General features: G+C 62.8%; 15 protein-coding genes and 2 pseudogenes. 9 read left to right on the top strand and 8 right to left on the bottom strand.

What is annotated here, in order from left to right; translation table 11 throughout:
- The first annotated feature begins 43 nt into the window (after positions 1–43).
- A complete protein-coding gene (gene rqcH, locus A4G99_RS10340; protein ID WP_066143017.1) occupies positions 44–2,125 on the top strand; it encodes a ribosome rescue protein RqcH in 2,082 nt (693 codons plus the stop codon).
- On the opposite strand, the gene A4G99_RS10335 is transcribed toward rqcH, so the two are convergent.
- Positions 2,083–2,547, bottom strand: coding sequence for a hypothetical protein (locus A4G99_RS10335; protein WP_223301818.1), 465 nt, complete (start codon positions 2,545–2,547; stop codon positions 2,083–2,085). The two genes, rqcH and A4G99_RS10335, sit on opposite strands and share 43 nt — an antisense overlap.
- Positions 2,548–2,611: 64 nt before the next feature.
- Entirely contained in the window at positions 2,612–3,481 is an 870-nt protein-coding gene (locus A4G99_RS10330) for a DUF6544 family protein (protein ID WP_066145116.1), read from the bottom strand.
- A gap of 193 nt (positions 3,482–3,674) precedes the next feature.
- Between A4G99_RS10330 and A4G99_RS10325 the strand changes: the two genes are divergently transcribed.
- Complete coding sequence (locus tag A4G99_RS10325) at positions 3,675–4,367, top strand: DUF4013 domain-containing protein (RefSeq protein WP_066143014.1); 693 nt, start codon at positions 3,675–3,677, stop codon at positions 4,365–4,367.
- Positions 4,368–4,405: 38 nt separating this feature from the next.
- On the opposite strand, the gene A4G99_RS10320 is transcribed toward A4G99_RS10325, so the two are convergent.
- The gene (locus tag A4G99_RS10320) at positions 4,406–5,098 is read right to left on the bottom strand and encodes a DUF4013 domain-containing protein (RefSeq protein ID WP_066143011.1); all 693 of its coding nucleotides are present in this window, start codon (positions 5,096–5,098) and stop codon (positions 4,406–4,408) included.
- Positions 5,099–5,205: 107 nt separating this feature from the next.
- Between A4G99_RS10320 and A4G99_RS10315 the strand changes: the two are divergent.
- Positions 5,206–6,290, top strand: a pseudogene (locus A4G99_RS10315) (mRNA surveillance protein pelota).
- Positions 6,291–6,355: 65 nt separating this feature from the next.
- Entirely contained in the window at positions 6,356–6,892 is a 537-nt protein-coding gene (locus A4G99_RS10310) for a hypothetical protein (protein WP_066143007.1), read from the top strand.
- Here the strand turns inward: A4G99_RS10310 and A4G99_RS10305 are convergent.
- Entirely contained in the window at positions 6,889–7,623 is a 735-nt protein-coding gene (locus A4G99_RS10305) for an MBL fold metallo-hydrolase (RefSeq protein WP_066143004.1), read from the bottom strand. The genes A4G99_RS10310 and A4G99_RS10305 overlap by 4 nt on opposite strands.
- Positions 7,624–7,694: 71 nt before the next feature.
- Positions 7,695–7,907, bottom strand: a complete 213-nt coding sequence (locus A4G99_RS25175) for a hypothetical protein (protein WP_150123088.1) — start codon at positions 7,905–7,907, stop codon at positions 7,695–7,697.
- Positions 7,908–8,315: 408 nt separating this feature from the next.
- Between A4G99_RS25175 and A4G99_RS10295 the strand changes: the two genes are divergently transcribed.
- The 4 genes from A4G99_RS10295 to A4G99_RS10280 all read left to right on the top strand — a co-directional run bounded on the left by A4G99_RS10295 (position 8,316) and on the right by A4G99_RS10280 (position 13,971).
- Positions 8,316–9,371 carry a succinylglutamate desuccinylase/aspartoacylase family protein gene (locus A4G99_RS10295; RefSeq protein ID WP_066142999.1) on the top strand — a complete coding sequence of 352 codons (1,056 nt, stop codon included), beginning with the start codon at positions 8,316–8,318 and terminating at the stop codon, positions 9,369–9,371.
- 99 nt (positions 9,372–9,470) lie between these two features.
- A complete protein-coding gene (locus A4G99_RS10290) occupies positions 9,471–9,905 on the top strand; it encodes an SRPBCC family protein (RefSeq protein WP_342764485.1) in 435 nt (144 codons plus the stop codon).
- 168 nt (positions 9,906–10,073) lie between these two features.
- A complete protein-coding gene (locus A4G99_RS10285; RefSeq protein WP_190303738.1) occupies positions 10,074–11,204 on the top strand; it encodes a hypothetical protein in 1,131 nt (376 codons plus the stop codon).
- 61 nt (positions 11,205–11,265) lie between these two features.
- On the top strand, positions 11,266–13,971 hold the full coding sequence (locus A4G99_RS10280; RefSeq protein WP_066145114.1) for an ATP-dependent helicase: 2,706 nt from the start codon (positions 11,266–11,268) through the stop codon (positions 13,969–13,971).
- Positions 13,972–13,978: 7 nt separating this feature from the next.
- Here the strand turns inward: A4G99_RS10280 and A4G99_RS25895 are convergent, their stop codons facing one another.
- Positions 13,979–14,152: a hypothetical protein gene (locus tag A4G99_RS25895; RefSeq protein WP_190303737.1), complete on the bottom strand. Its 174-nt coding sequence runs from the start codon at positions 14,150–14,152 to the stop codon at positions 13,979–13,981.
- Between the two features lie 232 nt (positions 14,153–14,384).
- On the opposite strand from A4G99_RS25895, the pseudogene A4G99_RS10270 reads away from it, so the two are divergent.
- A pseudogene (locus A4G99_RS10270) lies at positions 14,385–16,008 on the top strand (SLC13 family permease).
- 12 nt (positions 16,009–16,020) lie between these two features.
- Here the strand turns inward: A4G99_RS10270 and A4G99_RS10265 are convergent.
- Together A4G99_RS10265 and A4G99_RS10260 are read right to left on the bottom strand one after the other, a co-directional pair.
- Positions 16,021–17,250, bottom strand: a complete 1,230-nt coding sequence (locus A4G99_RS10265) for a lactate racemase domain-containing protein (RefSeq protein ID WP_066142987.1) — start codon at positions 17,248–17,250, stop codon at positions 16,021–16,023.
- A gap of 33 nt (positions 17,251–17,283) precedes the next feature.
- Complete coding sequence (locus A4G99_RS10260; RefSeq protein WP_066142984.1) at positions 17,284–19,932, bottom strand: AAA domain-containing protein; 2,649 nt, start codon at positions 19,930–19,932, stop codon at positions 17,284–17,286.
- Positions 19,933–19,940: the final 8 nt, after the last annotated feature.

Raw genomic sequence — 19,940 nt, 5'->3', positions numbered from 1 at the left:
GTCGAACGACACGCCTTTCCTGCCGCCCGAGAAATCCACGGGCATGGACAGAAAGCGGGAGCTTTCGAGCATCGACCTCGCCGCGGTCTCGCGGGAGTTGAACTCCTTCGAGGGTGCGAAGGTCGATAAAGCGTATCTCTACGGCGACGACCTGTTGCGCCTGAAGATGCGCGATTTCGACCGCGGTCGCCTCGAACTGCTCGTGGAAGTGGGCGAGATAAAACGCGCCCACACAGTCGCACCGGAACACGTCCCGCCCGCGCCGGGCAGGCCGCCGAACTTCGCCATGATGCTGCGAAACCGCCTTTCAGGGGCGGATTTCGCGGGCGTCGAACAGTTCGAGTTCGACCGCATCCTCCAGTTCCACTTCAAACGCGAGGACGGCGACACGACCATCGTCGCGGAACTGTTCGGACAGGGCAACGTCGCGGTGCTGGACGAGAACAACGAGGTCATCGACTGTCTCGACACCGTACGGCTCAAATCCCGTACCGTCGCGCCGGGGTCACAGTACGAGTTCCCCAGTTCGCGGGTGAACCCGCTCGACATCGACTACGAGGAGTTCGAGTACCGGATGAACGACTCGGACACCGACATCGTTCGGACGCTGGCGACGCAACTCAACTTCGGCGGCCTGTACGCCGAGGAAGTCTGCACCCGTGCGGGTGTCGAGAAGGCGAAGGACATCGCGGACGCGACGGAGGAGGAGTACGAACGCGTCTTCGCCGCTATCGAACGAGTCAAAGAACCGCTGGAGACCGGCGACTTCGACCCCCGCGTCTACTACGAGGACGACGTGCGTACCGACGTGACGCCGTTCCCGCTCGAAGAGTACGAGGACAAGGACTCGGAGGCGTTCGACTCGTTCAACGCGGCCGTCGACGACTACTTCACCAACCTCGACCTCTCCGAGAACGAGGACGCGGGCGAACCACAGAAACCGGATTTCCAAGCCCAGATCGAGAAACAACAGCGCATCATCGACCAACAGGAGGGCGCTATCGAGGGCTTCGAACAGCAGGCGGACGCCGAGCGCGAGAAGGCCGAACTGCTGTACGCCAACTACGGTTTCGTGGACGAAATCCTCTCGACGGTGCGGAGCGCCCGCGCCGAGGACACGCCGTGGGCCGACATCGAAGCGCGGTTCGAGGAAGGTGCCGAGCGCGGCATCGAACAGGCCGAGGCCGTGCAGGGAATCGACCCGAGCGAGGGAACCGTCACGGTTCGAATCGACGACACCGACATCACGCTGTTCCCGGACGACGGCGTCGAGAAGAACGCCAACCGCCTCTATCAGGAGGCCAAGCGAATCGAGTCCAAAAAGGAGGGTGCGTTGGCCGCCATCGAGGACACCCGAGAGGAGTTGGAGGAGGTCAAACAGCGCGCCGAGGAGTGGGAGGCCGAACCTGAAGAGGAGCGGACGGAACCGGAGAACATCGACTGGCTCTCGCGGGCGTCGATTCCGGTCCGAAAGCAGGAGCAGTGGTACGAGCGGTTCCGCTGGTTCCGCACTTCGGACGGGTTTCTCGTCCTCGGCGGACGCAACGCCGACGAGAACGAGGAACTCGTCAAGAAGTACATGGACCGAAACGACCTGTTCTTCCACTCGCAGGCACACGGCGGTCCCATCACCATCCTGAAAACGTCCGACCCGAGCGAGCCGTCGAAGGACGTCGACGTTCCGGAGGAGAGCAAACGGGAGGCCGCCCAGTTCGCAGTCTCCTACTCGTCCGTTTGGAAGGACGGCCGCTTTGCCGGAGAGGCCTACATGGTCAACCCCGACCAGGTGTCGAAGACGCCCGAGAGCGGCGAATACCTCGAAAAGGGCGCGTTCACGATTCGCGGCGACCGGACGTACTTCGACGACACCGAGGTCGGCGTGGCGGTCGGCATCACCGTCGAACCGAACACCCGCGTCATCGGCGGCCCGCCGTCGGCCATCGAAAAGCAGGCCGAGACAGTCATCGAGGTCGAACCGGGCCAGTACGCCCAAAACGATGCGGCGAAGCGACTCTACCGGGAGTTCCGCGAGCGGTTCGAGGACACGTCGTTCGTCCGCAAGGTGGCGAGTCCGGACCTGATTCAGGAGTTCCTCCCGGCGGGCGGCAGTCGGATGAGAGACTGATTCAGTTTTTGTTCGAAAACGTTTGACCGAATGTCGATTGAATCGGTTCGGATGTGGATGGTCACGGACAGTGCACCGGGTTTTGCAGGCTTGCTGTTTTTCAGGCCGCTCCGGGTTTCGGCCGTGATTGGCTGGTTGGAACTACTGACCGAGGAAATCCGTTTTCGTTCTCCTGCTTCGAGGGTGAAACTCTTTGATACGACTTCCTTACCCCCGGAAATGGTGATTGAGAGTGTTTGTTCCTCGTCGGTGTTGTTGACTGCGTAAATCGGGATGGTATCGTGTGATGATTTCGCCGTGCTGCTGTGCGATTTTGTCGTGCTGCTCGTTTCGTCGTCGGAGTCCGAGAGTGCGTTGCAACCAGCCACTGCACCGATCACTCCCACTAAAGAGCCGATAAACATCCTCCGGGCAGAATACATTGTTATTCTACTTTGAAATGAGTTTTATTTTAAGAATTCGATGTCCGTCCATCGATGCTGGCTCTCACACCATCGGTTCCGTGTGATGTTCGATCCGTTCGATGCTGGCTCGCCAGTAGCGCAGGTCCTCCTCGGACAGGTTCCACTCGACGGTTGCGTCGGTCGGAATACGGAGGCCGTTCCGGACCTCGTAGTCGGAGAACCGTCCGGTCCACGGGACGAACGAATCGTCCTCCTGTCGATAGCGCTCGGTCGTGACGCGTTCCACTTCGCCCCGCTCGTTGAAATGAAAGACCAGCGACGCCGATACGCCGTCGTGTTCGAGCGTCGCCCTCGCGGAGCGTTCGTCGACTGCCTCCCACTCGACCCCGCTCGCGGGCAACAGTGCAGTCGGGAACCAGACGGCCTCGGCGAGATAGCGGACCAACTCGCCCGCGTTCATCTCGGGACTCGGACCGGCGCTGGCGACGGGAATCGCGGAGAGGAGTCGAGCGCGCAAGAACCCCTGACGGCGTTTGTACAGATCCAGAACGTGGACCGAAAGTAGCGGAAGCACCCCGATCTCTGCGTCCCAGACGAACGCGGGCGGACGGACCGAGAAGTGCTGTGTCGCGTCGAGCGGCCGCCACTGTGCATCCCTCCCGCCGAGGCGAAACTGACCGCGTTGGTCGAGACGAACCGTCCTGACGTACGGTTGTCCCTCCGCGAGCACCGATTCGAAGTACCGCCTGACAGGGTCCGGAAGTCCGTCGATGTCCGCTTCGGTGAACACCCGCCGCTCGGGGGCGTTCGCATCCGAGCGTAACTCGTCGAGATGGCGTTGGATTTCGTGGTCGAACCGACGCCGACCGACGATAACGGCGAGGACGGCGACGAGCGTACTCGGAACGATCCACGGAATCGTCCGCTTCACGGTTCGGGACTCGGGGACCATGTCACGATACCACGGTTTCATCGTCCGTAGTTCTGCTCCCGGGAAATCGGATCGGTGATCGTTCCAACGGTCCGGACTGGTCGTTCGAACGGTGCGGACATGTCCTCTTTTCAGAGCAAACGATTAAGCTCTCATACGGCGTCTAGGGCCCTGTATCGGGTGAGCCGGGGGGCTCGACCCGAGGGGGAAAACAATGTTCAACGAAAGCGTTCAGTATCTGAAAGACAGTGACGACGCGGTGACGAAAGTGCTCGTCGGGGGGCTACTCGTCATCTTTAGCTTCCTGATCATCCCGGCCATCGTGCTGGAGGGGTACATGATCCGCGTCCTCCGTGAGGTTTCGGAGGGCGACACGGAGGCACCGATGTTCGACGAATGGACGGAATTGTTCGTGGATGGACTGAAGGCGCTGGTCATCACGTTCATCTATCTCCTCGTCCCGACGGTGATCGCCTTCGTCTTCATCGGCGGCGGTGCGGCGCTCGCGAACAACTCCACGTTCGTGGGGGGATTCGTGGCGGTCGTCGGAAGCGTGTTGACGTTCCTGGCCGGAATCGCCGTGTGGTACACGCTGCCCGCCGCGCTCGTCCGATTCGCCGAGAAGAACACGATGGGGTCGGCGTTCGAGTACGAATCGTACCTGCCCATCCTCCGTGACCGCGACTACGCCACGGGATGGCTCATCGCGCTGGCCGTCGTGGTCGTCGCCGGTGTCGTCGTGAGCGCCATCGCCGCGGTTCCGATCGTCGGATGGGTGGTCGGCGCGTTCGTCGCCTTCTACGCCCACGTGATGGTGGCGTTCATCTACGGCACCGCCTACGCGGAAGCCGACGAACACCGACTGCGCGAGGGACCGGAAGTCGAAGAGGGACGACCGGCGGTCTAATTCTCCGCTATTTATCCGATCTGATTGTTTTTAGCCGATCAATCCATCGACGTCGCGGCCCGGTCGGTCGATTCCTGTCGGGGAGTGACCTCTTTACCGAACGCCGTTCCGAACATGTAGCACCCAGCGAGATAGAGCCAGAAGTAGAAGAACGGGGCCAGTATGACTCCGAATCCGAGCGTGACCGCGACGAAGACCCCGAAGAACATGCCTCCAGCGATTGCCACGAGCAGCGTCAGCACGACGGCGGTGATGTACTCCGTGCTCTTCAGTACCGGGCCGAGGGTTTCGAAATCGAACGCCGCGCCGACGTTCCCCGTTCGGGCGAGGTTCGTTAACGCAGCGGGGAGGAGATACTGAACCGCGAACGCGAGAACGAAGGTGACGAGGAGGCCGAGCACACCGATGCCGCTAAGCACCCCGGTAGAATCGCCCGAGTTACCGAGACCGATGAGGGCGAACATCACGATCATGATGATGATGGGAACGAGCGCGTACACGAACCCGACGACGAATCCTTTGAGTCCGTCCACGAACATCACCCCCCAATCCGTGAAGTCGGGCGGTAGTTCCTCGTCTCGCGACGTCGCCGCCAACACCTGCATCATGTATCCCCCGACGAAGATGCCGGGAATGAGGAGGAAGGAGAAGAACGCCAACGTTCCGCCAATGATGATCCGTGCAATTCCGCTGTCTCCCTTCGTCGGGTATCCTATCGCTTCTTCGAGCATCGTGGTCGGATATCAGATGGCAGGGCTTTAATCCTATCTGATAATTTCGACGACGAACGAACGCCCGAATAGCAGGGCACTTACCGCCGGAAAACACACTCCTACCCATGCAGATACACGACCGAACGTCCCTCGACGGGAACCGCGAGCGGATCACGCTCGTTCCCGAGAGTCTGGACGACCTCTGGCATCTGACGTATCTCCTCGAACCGGGCGACGAAGTGGCGGGCGATACGACCCGCCGCATCCAGCGCGCCGACGACCAGATGCGGGATACGGGCGGCGAGCGCGAACACATGCACATCACGCTGAAGGTGGAGGACGTGGAGTTCCACCGCTTCGCCAACCGCGTTCGCGTCGGCGGGGTCATCACCGACTGCTCGCGGGAGGACCAGTTAGGCCTCCACCACACGCTCAACGTCGAGGAACGGGAGAAACTCACCATCGTCAAGGAGTGGAAACGCGACCAGTTGGACCGCCTCGACGACGCCGTCGAAGCCACCGACAACCCGGACATCGCCATCGCAACCGTCGAGGAGGGCGAAGCGTACATCCACACCGTCGCCCAGTACGGTGCCGACGAGTACACTTCCTTCTCGGGGACGACCGGAAAGGGCGAGTACGCGGGCGGCCGGACCGAACTGTTCGAGCAGTTGGCGTCGGCGCTGTCGCATCTCGACGTGGACGCCATCATCCTCGCCGGACCGGGCTTTACCAAACAGGACGCCTACGACCACATCGAGGAGAACTACCCCGAACTGACCGAGATGATATCGATGGTGGACGTGAGTTCGTCGGGCGACCGGGGCGTCCACGAGGTGCTGAAACGCGGCGCTGTGGACGAAGTACAGGCGGAAACGCGAATCGCCGAGGAGGCAGAACTCATCGACCAACTGATGAAACAGATCGGCGAGGGTGCAAAAGCCGCCTACGGAATCGAGGAGGTCAAACAGGCGACCGATTTCGGGGCGTCGAGCAACTGCTCATCCTCGACGAGCGACTTCGGAAGGAACGCGGCGCGCTCGGCGAGGACGAAGCGGGCGGCGAGTGGGAAATCGACGTGAACGAGATCATCACGGACGTGGAGCGGAAGGGCGGCGAAGTAACCGTCTTCTCCCACGAGTTCGCGCCGGGCGAACAGCTTTCGAACCTCGGCGGAATCGCCGCGCTTCTCCGCTATCGGCTGAACTGAACTCGACCTGGTTTTTGGGTTCCGGCAAGAACGCTTAACCATCGTCCCCGCGAATTTTGGCGCAGATGTTTCTGTATCTGGCGGGGAAACTGGCTATCGTCGCGGTTTACTACTTCGTCAGACTGATTCCCGTCGTCGGCCTGAAACTCTCCGACCGGTACGAAGACCAGATGTTCGGTCCGCTCGTCAACGACGTCTCCGTCGGCGAGATAACCGCGGAGCGGTCGAACGGGTCGGTTTCCGTCGAACTCGAACTCGACAACGACAGCACGCTCGACGCGCACATCGTCGGCGGTGCCGTTCGGTGGGGGAACACGCAAGCGGGCGAGACGGTCTGTTCGTTCGTCTGGACCGAACACTTCGATACGCTGCCGAAGAACGTCGAAGCCAAGAAAATCGGCGGCGAGGGGAGCGGAACGCTTCGCCTCGAACACTGCGTCGATAGCGACGACGTGTGGATGGATGGCGAACTTCGGTTGCGCCGCGTGTTCACGGTTCGGGGACGCGAGATGCCGCTCGGCGTCGCCAACTTTTCGCTGCCGGAAAAATCGGTTTCGGTCGGATCACACGATACCGCGGAGCGGTCGGCGGTCGAAAGTTAGATTTCGACGGACAGCAGGTCTTCCGCGAATCCGACATCGCCGTCGTACTCCGCCGCAATCGACTTCAACATCGCTTCGTGTTTGCCGTCCGTGTGCGGGTAGAGGTGGGTGAGATACACGCGTCCGATGTCCGTCCCGGAGAGCGCCTCGCCGAGTTGCGACGGCGTCGGGTGGTTCGACACGTCCACCTCGTCGGGGAACGAACAGTCGTGGACGAGGACGGCGCTGCCGTCGGCGAAGTTCGCCAACCCGGAAAACGCCTCGCTGTCGCCGCTGAACGTGAACTCGTCCTCGAACTTGTACGCCAGACAGTCCATCGAGTGGCGCGTCTCGAACCCTTCGACGCTGAATCCCGCGACGTCGAACTCCTCGTCGGGGGTGATTTCGCGTACTTGCAGGTCGATTTTCCCGTCGAGATAGTCGTGTACGGAGAGCAACCCGTCGAGGAGGCGTTTCGTTCCGGTGGGGCCGACGACTTCGAGGTGTTCCTCCCCGGCAAGCCACCGGGCCTTCAGGAGGGGCATGAGGTCCGAAACGTGGTCGACGTGGTGGTGAGTCAGGAGGACGGTCGAGATGTTTTCGTAGCCGACGCCGGACTGCTGGAGGCGGTGGATGACGCCACTGCCGCAGTCCACGAGGACGCGACGCCCGTCCGCTTCGACGACGATGCCCGATTGAAACCGACTCCCGGTCGGCATCGCGCTTCCCGTGCCGAGAAACGTGATTCGCATACGTACCCTCTCGTCGGGAAGGTGAAAAAGCTTCAGCAGTGAAAAACGGTAGCAGTGAGGATGGTTGATAGTCACATATCTATGTGGAACGGCCGTCGCTCGATGTCGAACTCGCAGGCCGGAGTTCGACCGCAGGGGTGGACCGGGACGACTACCCCGGGAACAGCACGGACGAGTATTCCGGCGAGGACGGCGATTTCAGCGTCGTTGTCGGGGATTCCGTCCGAGATTCGTCGGGAGCGTCTTCGACCATCCTTCGTCGCCGGTCGATGAGTGTGCGACACCGTCTGCTCGCATCTCGTGGACGAAACGCCCCGTCCGCGGTGATAGTGAAGACGATTGCATCTGAATGAAGATGATTGGATCTGAACGTCGTCAGTGGACATCAAATCCCGAACGGCGATAACCGGTCGAGAGGGACGTATTTCGGCGGAATAGATGCTTTCCGTCCGTGACGTGAGGAGCGACGTACTCGTGGGCGAGGACCCGCTTGATGCGACTATCGAAACGCTCCCGATATCCAATCAGTATGAAATGTAGCACCGACCAACTCCTCCCGTACAGCGAAGTCTGGGGGCGTGTACGACCGGTTGCGCTTCGCGTCGGGAACCGTTCAGAACGTTTTTCTTACTGATTTACCCTACAGGGAGTCTATAACAAAATGTCAATGGTGGTGTAGGAATGGGTGCTTCATGACAAAATCAACGAACGATACTTCGGACAGGCAGACGAGTCGGCGAACGTTCCTGCAACTGGGGACGACAGCGGTCGCGGCCACGGCGCTCGGCTACTCGACAACCGGTCTCGGAGCCGCGAGTTCGAGGGATACGTACAAGATTCGTGAGGGAACACCCGACGAGACGGAAGTCGTCGTCATCGATTCGGGGTCGTCCGGCCCAACCGCGGTCGTTGTCGGCGGGATGCACGGCAACGAACCGGCAGGATACAAAGCGGCCGAGCGGATGAGCGAGTGGTCCATCGACAGGGGAACACTCGTTTTGATTCCCAAATCGAACCCGGTCGCCATCGAGAAGGACACCTACTCGAACGAGAAGGGGAACCTCAACCGACAGTTCCCGCCCGGAAAGACGCCATCGACACCGCTCGCGCGAGCCATCTGGGGCGTCATCACCGACCACGACGCCGATTTGGTGTTCAACCTCCATAGCTCACAGGGCATTTATAAGGAGAACGTCGGCCCGGACGGCGTCGGTCAGGCCATCTACCCCACGACGGTGAAAGGGGCGAGAGGAAACGCGACGAAGGCCGCGAAATACGTGAACGAGAACTATCTGGGCGACCGGAAGGACTACTACCGGTTCAAGCGCGGGAACCTGATCGACGGGACCCGTCCCCTGTTGATACACAAGGTGGACGCCGACCTCCACAAACCCGGCTTCATCGTGGAAACGACGCGGTACGAGACGGACCTGGAAACGCGGGTGAACTGGACGCTTCACGTCGTGGCGTATCTCCTCGACCAGTATTCGATCCGCGACGTTTCGGGGTCCTCGGGAGGTTCCGGCGGCGATTCGAACGACACGACCGATTCCGACGGCAGCAGTTCCGACGACAGCAGTTCGGATGACAGCGGTTCCGACGATAGCAGTTCGGGTGATGGCGATTCGGGCAACAACTCGTCCGACGCGAGCGATTCCGACGACAGTTCGTCCGACGATTCGACCGGTTCAGACGGCAGTCGGGCGATGGGACCGAAAGCTCCGACGAATCGGTCGGGGTGGTCCTGAACGAACACGAGGACGAAGAGTGGGCAAAGCTGGTTCGACAGTTGTTCGACTGATATCCGGGGACGGGCGCTCGTGACCGAACGCTCGTAGTCGGTACCGATTTCCCGGATAAGCACACAGGTTTCGTATGGACAGCGAGGTTCGTTTCGAACGCGGTCCCGACGTCGTCATCTCGCCGTCTCGCGGGACATCGACGCATCCCCGGATGCGGCGTGGGAAATTCTGACCGACACGACCTACTGGCCGGCGTGGGGACCGTCCGTCACCGGCGTCGATTGTGCCGACCGGGTGATTCGAGCGGGGTCGAGGGGGAGAATCGAAACCGCGTTCGGCATGCCGCTTCCGTTCGAAATCACCTCCTGTGAGGACTTTCGCTGGACGTGGGACGTGGCGAACGTCTCGGCGACCGGCCATCGCGTCGAAGCGCTCGATGGCGGGTGCTGCGTCGTCTTCGAGGTCCCGATTCTGGCGACGGCGTACGCGCCCATCTGTCAGCGCGCGCTCGGTGAAATCGAACGGCTCGCCGAAGGCTGACTGACGACGGGAAGGACGACGGACGACTTCCACCCGATTCCTGACCCCCGTTTCTTCTCAACTCTCGTCCAAATGACGAGATGATCTCGAATTATTCAATATATTCACTCTATTTTCCCATACTTTGTATCATAATTAACACTATTCGTACCGATCGTTTACTCGGCTATGTCCCAACGACTCTCCCGGCGGAAGTTCGTGCAGGTATCGGCAGTAACGGCGACGGCGGTCGGCGGTACGGTTCTCGGTGCGGCGCGAGCAAAATCGGCGGAGAACGGCTGGTCGGAAGTCGAGTCGCCGACGACGAAGACGCTCCACGGTGCGGTCGAGACGGTCGAAGGGCCGTTCGCGGTCGGCGCTGGCGGGGACGTCCTCGCCCGCCGTGCGAGTGGCTGGCAGAAGGTGGTCGAATACGGGCCACAGGCGCGGAGTCGCCCGCTGACGGGCGTGGACGTCACCGACGACGGGAAGGCCATCTGGTTCGTCGGCGGGAGCGGCGTCATCGGCGAGTACAACGTCGCGACCGAGACGCTGACCAACTACTCCGCGCCGAAGGGCAAGACGAGCACGTGGGAGGACGTCGCCGTCACCGGAAACGCGGACACGGACGAACGACTCTACTTCGTCAACGGGTCGGGCGAACTGCTCGTCGGCATCCGGCAGGACAGCGGCGTGATAAAGTACAAGAAAGTCATCAAACCCGGCGGCGGTTCGACCATCCCCGGCATCGACTTCCATTCGCGGAAGAAGGGCCACGTCTGTAGCACGAGCCAGTTCGTCGCGAAGACGACCGACGGTGGAGGGAAGTGGTCGAGAATCGGCATCGACTTCGCGGGCGGCGCGTTCTTCGACATCGCCAGCGTCGGCCCGAAGGACGTGAACGTCTCGGCGGGCGGCGGCACCGTCTACCGCTACGACGGGTTCCGCTGGACGCCGCACGTCATCGACGACGACAAGCAGGGAATCCGCGCCATCGACCGCGACGGCGAGAACGGACTGGCCGCGGGCAACGGCGGGAAGGTGTACGAACGTCAGTCGGCAGGACAGTGGACGCGGTACCGGACCCCCGTTTCGACCAAACTGCTCGGCGTCTCGAACGGGTCCAACGGCGTCGACGTCGCCGTCGGCGCTGGCGGAACCATCGTGGAGCGGACGAGCGACGGGAGTTCCGGCGCTTCCGGCGGGACGAACAACACGAGCGCCGGAACGAACGGGACGACCGACGCGTCGTCGCTCTCGATTCCGGACACGGATAAAACGGTAAAGCGGTATCGTGAGGGCGTCGTGGAGTTCGAGTAACGATTTCACTTTCACCCCGCTGGCACAACCCTCTTTGCCGCCCGCTACCAACGCGGAACAAATGGATGCGAGAGGGCTGTTGGCCCGCGAGGAGTTGGATTTCGACCCCGAGACGGTCGAAATCGCCGACGAGGAAACCCTCGGTCTCCTCGAACCGGCAGTGCGGGAGTGGTGGGTCGAACAGTTCGGCGAATTCGTCCCCGGGAACGGCGGGTTCTTCACGCCGCCACAGCGCGAGGCGATTCCGCTGATTCACTCCCACGAGAACGCCCTCATCGCGTCGCCGACCGGGAGCGGGAAGACGCTCGCGTCGTTCACCGCCATCGTGAACGAACTGTTTCGCCGCGAGCAGGATTCCGGGCTGGACAATTCGGTCTACTGTCTGTACGTCTCGCCGCTGAAGTCGTTGGCGAACGATATCCACCGCAACCTCGAACTCCCACTTTCGGGAATCGAGGACAAGATGGACGACGTGAGCGAGGTCCGCCACGCCATCCGACACGGGGACACCGATTCGGCGGCGCGACAGAAGATGCTCGACGAGACGCCCCACATCCTCAACACCACCCCGGAAACGCTCGCCATCCTGCTCAACTCGCCGAAGTTCCGCGACAAACTCAGAACCGTCGAGTACGTCATCGTGGACGAAATCCACAGCCTCGCCGACGGCAAACGCGGCACGCATCTCTCCGTCAGTCTCGAACGACTGGAGAACATCGCCGACTCGCCGACGAGAATCGGTTGTTCCGCGACGGTCGAACCGCTGTCGGACATCGCGGAGTTCCTCGTCGGCAGGGCGGAACCCGGCGGGGAAAGCCGAGAGTACGAGATAGTTGACACGCGGTTCGTCCGCGAGTTCGACCTCGAACTCCAGTGTCCGACCGACGACCTCGTGCACACGCCGCGGGCCGTCGTGCAGGAGCGATTTTACGACCAACTGCACGAACTGATCCAGTCGCACACCAACACGCTCGTCTTCACGAACACGCGGTCGGGGGCCGAGCGCGTCCTGCAGAACCTGCGCGAGAAGTTCTCCGAGTACGACGAGGAGAATTCCGGCTGTCACCACGGTAGCCTCTCGAAGGAGTCTCGCCAACGGATCGAGGGACAACTGAAGGACGGCGAACTGGACGTGGTGACGACCTCGACCAGCCTCGAACTCGGTATCGACATGCCGCACATCGATTTGGTGGTGCAGGTCGGTTCGCCGAAGAGCGTGGCCTCACTGCTCCAGCGGGTCGGACGGGCGGGTCACCGACTCGGACAGACCGTCATCGGACGCGTCGTCGCGCTGGACCGGGACGAACTGGTCGAGTGTGCGGTCATGCTGAAGAAGGCCGAGGAGGGGTTCGTGGACCGCGTGTTCATCCCCGAGAACGCACAGGACGTGGCGGCCCAGCAGGTGTACGGGATGGCCATCAACGAGGTGCGCCCGGAGTCGGACGTGAAGGCCACCCTTCGGCGAGCGTATCCGTACCGGGATTACTCGGACGAAAAGTGGGAGTCGCTTTTGCAGTATCTCACGGCTGGCTACGAGGGAATGGAGGACAGGAACGTGTACGCGAAAGTCTGGCGCGACGAGAACGACCCGCCGGACGGCGAGTACCATTACCCCGAGTACCCGGTCGACGAACCGTTGATGGGCAAACGTGGCCGACTCGCCCGCGTCATCTACATGACCAACATCGGGACGATTCCGGACTCGTTCACCTGCGACGTGTTCACCCGCGCGGACAACGAGTGGGTCGGTGATCTGGACGAGGGGTACCTCGACACGCTGGAGAAGGGAGACGTGTTCGTCCTCGGCGGTCAGCACTTCGAGTACAAGTACCGTCGCGGGTCCAAGGTGTACGCCGACCGTACCAGCGCCCGCCCGACGGTACCGTCGTGGTTCTCCGAGCGCCTGCCGCTCTCGTACGATTTGGGACGGGAAATCGCCGCATTTCAGGGCGAACTGCTCTCGCGGTTGACCGACCGTGGAAAACCAGCGGTTCGGGTGTGGCTCCGGGAGTTCCCGCTGGACGAGAACAGCGTCCGGGCGCTCGCGCGGATGTTCGACGAGCAGGTCCGGTACGCCGGACCGGAAAGCGTGAGCACGGATACGCGGTTGACGATAGAAATCGTGATGGACAGAGAGGAGTACCAGCGCCACTACTACGTCCACTCGAACTACGGCAGGAAGTTCAACGACGGCCTCTCGCGCGTGGTCGCCTACCGCTGTGCGCAGGCCGCCAACACGAACGTCGGGGTCGCCGTCGCGGACAACGGCTTCACGGTCTCGATGCCGCTGAACCGGAAGGTGGACGTGCCGGGAATCCTCGCGGACATCGACCCCGACGAAGTGCGTGGGGATTTGCGCGCCGCGCTCTCGGGTACCGACCTGCTCCAGCGTTACTTCCGCATCAACGCGACGCGCTCGCTGATGATCCTCAAGCGCTACAAGGGCTACGAGAAGTCCGCCAGCGAACAGCAGGTGTCGAGCGAGATGCTGCTCGGGTTCGCCGACGAGTTGGACGAGTTCGCCGTCATGGAGGAAACGTACCGCGAAATCGTGGAGGACAAACTCGCGCTCGAATCCGTCGAGGAGATTCTGGGGAAGGTACAGGACGGCGACATCGACGTCGTTCAACACCGCGTCGAATCGCCGACCCCGCGTGCGTTCGGGTTGGCGACGCTGATGGCCAGCGACGTGGTGCTCGCGGAGGACGAGAGCGCCGTGTTACAGGAGTTCCACGACCGCGTCATGGATTTGATTGCGGAGGAATGACTTCTTCCTATCCCTGTCTTCGGGTCAGGATAGTACCGAGCGCGATACCCGCTGCCGAACCGATGGCCATCCACACGGCCAACTCCCCAGTGACGATTCCGACGCCGGTCCCGAGCGGCAGGCCGACGCCGATGCCCCTCCATAGTTCGCCGTGAACGTTAGGCCTCTGTGCTTCTTCCATGTTGGGGCTTCTCCCACGCCGGACATAAACCTCGGCCAATCGGAATAACTTCGATATTCAGTTCGGTGGAGACGTCGCGGAACACGATTACTGAGATAACTTCAGACATCGACGGAAATCTTCGGATCCATACGATATAATCTAAAAGTACAACCGTAAGTTCCGATTCAGTTATAATTCTCACAAATCTGAGAAAGAATTAATCGTGCCGAATCCATGCGTCTGCTTGCCAATGACACAGACGGATCCACGCAGGCGACTCGTTCTCTTCGTTATCGCGCTTATCGGGACGGCGGTAATCGCCGCCGCCCCGACGCCCGCCGGGCTTTCGGTCCGCGGGCAGTTCGCGTTCGCAACGATGTTCTTCGCGGGCTTTCTCTGGGTGACAGGGACGCTTCCGCTGGCGGTGACGGCGCTATCGATCCCCGTCGTGCTCACGATGTTCGGCGTGTACGCCGATCTCGACGACGCGCTGGCGGGTTTCGCGAACCACCTCATATTCCTGTTCATCGCCGGGTTCATGCTGGCGAACGCGCTCCAGAAGTACGACATCGACCGCCGGATCGCCCTCTGGATAATGTCCGTGATGGGGTCCTCGCCGCGCCGACTCGTCCTCTCCGTAATGCTGGCGACGGCGTTCCTCTCGATGTGGGTGTCGAACACGGCGACGGCGGCGATGATGACGCCCATCGCGCTCGGCGTCCTCTCGCAGGTACTGGGCCGCGAGACGGTCGAAGCGGCGGGTTCGGCAGTTCCAGGAGGGTCGTCCGACTCGTCGCCCGCCCCCGACGGCGGGACCGTCGCTGTTGAAGGCGGGGACGAACCGTTCACCAACCTCCACGTCTCGATGCTTCTCGGAACCGCCTACGCGGCCAGCGTCGGCGGCGTCGGGACGCTCATCGGGACGCCGCCCAACGCGGTGCTGGCCTCGCAACTGAACGAGATTCTGGGCTACGAGATAGGTTTCGCCCAGTGGTTGATCATCGGCGTTCCGGTCGTCGCCATCACGCTCCCCATCGTCTGGTACGTCCTGACGTATCTCCTCTATCCGCCGCAGATAGACGACGTGAGCGACGCTCAGGAGATGGCCAGTCAGTACCTCGAAGAGGAAGGCGAGTTGAGTCCGCGCGGCAAGCGCGTCGCGCTCATCTTCACCGCGACCGCCCTCCTGTGGGTCGTCGGCGGGTTGGGCGACTTCATCGGCGGGTACTTGCCGTCGTCGTGGGCGGTCACGCTGTTCGGCGGAGAGGGAACGAGCGTCTTCGGCATCGACGGCCACCAGGGCATGCTCTACTACGTCGTCGTCGGCCTCGCCTCGGTTCCGGCGCTCGTGCTGGCGGACACGATGGAGTGGGACGACCTCGTGGACATCGACTGGGGGACCATCCTCCTGTTCGGCGGCGGCATCGCGCTCGCCGACGCGCTGGCGACGACGGGCGCGACCGAGTGGATATCGAACTCGGTCTTCAAATCGCTCACCGGCGCGCGCCATCGTCCTCGTCGTCGGCGTGGTCGTCCTCCTCGTCATCTTCCTGACGGAGATGACCTCGAACACCGCCACGGCGACCATCATCATTCCTATCCTCATCAGCATCGGGAGCGTCTTCGCGGCCACGCTCGGACTGACGGACGTCGCCGCCGCCGTCTTTCTCTCCGTTTCGGGGGCCATCGCGGCGAGTTTCGCGTTCGCGCTCCCCGTCGCGACCCCGCCGAACGCCATCGTCTTCGGGAGCGGCTATCTCAAGCAGGAACAGATGATGCGCGCCGGGGTCGTGTTGAACCTGATAATGACCGTCATCCTCACCGGACTCATCTGGGTGCTGTTCCAGTTCGTCTGGCCGCACGTCCTCTGGTGAGGTAACCCGTTTTCACTCCGGTCGAACCAACAGTGTATCGAGCGCGTCCGGAACGACGAGCACGTCGCTGCCGGGTTCGACGGCGTCCTCGACGGAGTCCCGGGCGTGCATCAGACAGTCCTCGACGATTTCGGGATGTTCGCTCCCGGTCACGTACACGTCGTGGTCCCGCAAGACGCGGGCCACGACGAAGGCTCGTTGTGCCCCCGGTTCGTAGCCGGTTCGCATCTCCTCGTAGAGACTATCGGGGTCGTTCGCGCCATCGAGTCGGTCGTAAAATCGCTGTTCGCCTTTTCCCTCGCCAGCGCCTTCGGGCATGTCGGCGGGGACGACGACCCGTCCGCCCGAACGGAGCGGGTTTCGGTCGCCGAGGACGACGTACGTCGCGGCGCGGGTCGCCTGATAGAGGTTCGCGGCTTTGGCTTCCGGAACGCCCGTGATGACCGCGTCGTAGCCCCCTTCGACCGGAACCGACAGCGCCTCATTTGCGACTTCGGCGAGGTCGGCGACCACGTCGCGGTGGTATCCGGCACTGGCCCCGAGAATCCCCTGTGGCCCGTGCGTGACGTTCAGACAGAAGTCGATTCCGATCACGTCGCCCGCGTCGTTCAGCAGTTCTCGGAACGGGTTGTCCTCGACCCGGCCGAGTCTGACGCCGTCCCGGGAGAGCATGTCCGGCCCGTGCGTGTACCGGATGAGCGACTCGCCACCCGCGCCGATGGCCACGGTTTTCGCCCCGCCGGAAAAGCCAGCGTACTGGTGCGGTTCGACCATCCCGGTCGCAAGGACGCGGTCCGCGTCCGCGACGGTCGGGTTGAGTTCGATGGAGACCGCTACCCCATCAGGTGCCTCGACCGTTCCGACCTCCATCACCGCCTCCGCGTCGTGATTCTCGGCGAGGTCCGCGTGCTCGCCGAGCGCGTCCTCGATTTCCTCGTCGGTCATCGGGCGGTGGAGACCGAGCCCCAAAACGACCGAGACGTTTCCGCGACGCACGTCCGCCTCCGCCAGTTCCGCGAGCAACACGTCCAACAGCACGTCGTCCGGCGTGGCCCGCGTCACGTCCGTCACGACGACCGCGACCGTCTCGTCAGGGGACACGAGGTCGTGGAGATTCGGGCCGTGCGGGTCCGTGACCGCTCGATCGGCGGCGGTCCGAGGGGATATCGCGGTACCTCCCGGCGGAGAAAGAACGGTCACGTCGCAGTCGGGCAGGGAGTAGTCCGGAAGCGAGTCGTCCATGAGTCGCGGTACGAACGCCGGGGAGGAAAGTCCTCAGGTCGCCCACTCGACCATTCGGTCGTACAAGGGCGACGAGCGCAGGGCGCGCTCGTCACCGACGAGGACGAGGGATTTCTTGGCCCGGGTCAGCGCGACGTTCACCCGGCGATAGTCGTCGAAGATGGGACTGTCCAAGTCGCCCGTGGCGACGAACGAAACGATGATGACCTCCTTGCTCGACCCCTGGAACCGATCCACCGTATCGACCGCGACCGAATCCGGAACCCTTCGAGAAATCTCGGCGACCTGCGCCCGGAACGGCGCGATGACGCCGATGTCCTCGCGGGCGACGCCCGCCTCCACGAACTCCGAGACGAGTTCGGTCACGCGCTCGGCCTCGACGGGGTTCGTGTTGCCCGCCGTCTTCCCGCCGGGGTCGAAGAAGCTGACCCCCGTCCGGAGTTTCGGTGAAAGGGCGTCCGGATCGACCGTCGGGAGGTTCTCGATCCGTTGGGCCGCAACCTCGCCGCTGGCCGGACGGAGCGCGCCGTCGTAGAACTCCCGCGAGGAGAACGCCTGAATCCGCTGTGCCATCCGGTACTGTCGGTCGAGCATGACGGACGCCTCGGGGTACCGTTCGACCAGTCGCTGGAACAGCGATTTGGAAAGCTCGGTTTCAGCTCTCACCACGGGCGGCAGTTGATGATGGTCGCCGACGAGGACGAATCGTTCGGCGAGGTTGATGGCCGCGTGTGTCGCGGGTTCGGTCAACTGCGAGGCCTCGTCCACGAGCGCCACGTCGAACGCCTCCTCGCGCATGATCCGCGAACCGCAGGTCGACGTCGTGGCGGCGACGACGCTCGCCCCCTTGAGTTCGGCGACGCGCGCGCCGGGGTCGCCGCTCCGCTCCAGACGAACGTCCTGCATGTCCGCGCGGACGCCGGTCTCCGTGCCGACGCGAACGATTTCTCCGAACCCTTGCTCCCGGAGCGCTTCGAGCGCGTTGTCCACGGCGCGGTTCGTGAACGCCGACAGCAGGACACGGTTGCCGTCCTCCACCAGCGCCCGAATGGTCCGCGCGATGGTGTAGGTCTTCCCCGTTCCGGGCGGGCCGTGGATGAGCGCGCAGTCCTTCGCGTTCACCGCGAGGTTGACCGCCTCGTTCTGGGCGTCGTTGTTCTCGATGAAGGGTTGCATCCCGTCCTCGAACTCCGGTTCTTCCCGACCGAACAGCACGTCCTTCCGCCGCTCGTCGCCCTTCAGCAGGGCGTCGTGCAGCGCGGTCAACATCGCGTCGGACGAGAACTCCGAGGGGTACACGTCCAGTCTGCGAAGTTCGACGGGTTCGTCCGTCGTGACGACGATTTCGTCGCCCAACTCCACGACCCGCGCCAGTTCCGCGTGCCCGCTGACCGGGTGGCCGTTGCTGGCGAGGACGACGTCGCCTTCCCGAATCTTCGAGACGGCATCGTCGGTTCGTCGGGCGCGGAGTTCCCAGCGCTCGCCTTCGATCTGTGTTTGCCCCGCGGGTTCCAAGCCGATGAGCGCGCGGTCGTCGTCCGCCCGCTCCTCGGCCGTCTGTTCCCAGAGTTTGGCGTACTCGCGGTGGGTCGCCCGCCGCTCCTTCTCTATCTGCTCGTACTTCTCCCGGAAGTACTCGCGCTCGTCCTCGGAGATGGGGCGGCCTATCTGGCCCGCCTTCGACTCCTGATCCAGACGCCCCGAAACGACCATGCAAGTGTCCTTCTCGAAGCAGTACTCGCATTTTGCGTTCGCCTCGTACCCCGTCGGAACGCTCATGTCGAACTCCGCCGCGGCTATCTCGTTGCGAGTTCGGACGACGAATTCCAGCAGTCCCTTGGCGATGGCGAACTCCTTCGCGGGCGAGAGGTCGCCCGACTCCTCGGCGCGGTCCAGCGCCGAGTTCTTCGTGTACAGCAGGGTCCCCGTGTCGGCCGGAACGTCGCGTTCTTGCAGGAGGAGGGCGTAGCAGGCCGCCTGAATCTTGTCCTGAAAGCGCGGGTCGCGGTTCGTGTTCTTGCCCGTCTTCAGTTCGACCGGCATCCCGCGACGGAGCGCGTCACACCGACCCTTGATGCCGAAGCGTTCGCTGATGAGCGTGTACTCGCTTCGCCAGTCGTCCGTGTCGTCGAGGACGCCCTGTTCCAACCAGCCCTCGATGGCGCTGGCGTTCTGGCGTACCTCACCCGCCACCTCGTCCGCCTCGCGTCCGAGCAGGCCGAGTTGCAGGCCGACCTCCTCGACGCGCTCTTCGATGGATTCGTCCAGTTCCCGACCGCGGAGCAGGTCGCCGAACACCTCGTGGACGATGGTTCCTTTGACGACGGGGTAGTTCAGCGGAATCCCCGACAGTTTGTTCAGGTAGTACATCCGGGGGCACTGCACCCACGAGCGAACGTCCGTCACGTTCACGAGGAACGCCGGTTCGACCACGACGTAGGACTCCTTGCTCGTCGCGTAGCTCGTCTCGCCTTGGTATTCGGACTCCTCGACGTCCGTCACCAGCAGTTCCATCCCCGCTTCGAGATACTCCGCCGTCTCCGTCCACTTCCCCCACAGCGTCACCGTCTCCGGCACGTCGTCGTCCGGTTGTACGACGACTTCCACGAGGTCGCGCTCCCCGTACTGCGTACTCACGGTCCGCACCTCTCCCGGCTCGGTGACCGTCCCCCGTATATTCACGAACAGTT

The organism is Haladaptatus sp. R4 (genome assembly GCF_001625445.1).
In the GTDB taxonomy this organism is placed as follows: Archaea; Halobacteriota; Halobacteria; order Halobacteriales; family Haladaptataceae; genus Haladaptatus.
This window is presented reverse-complemented; position numbering and strand designations above follow the sequence as displayed.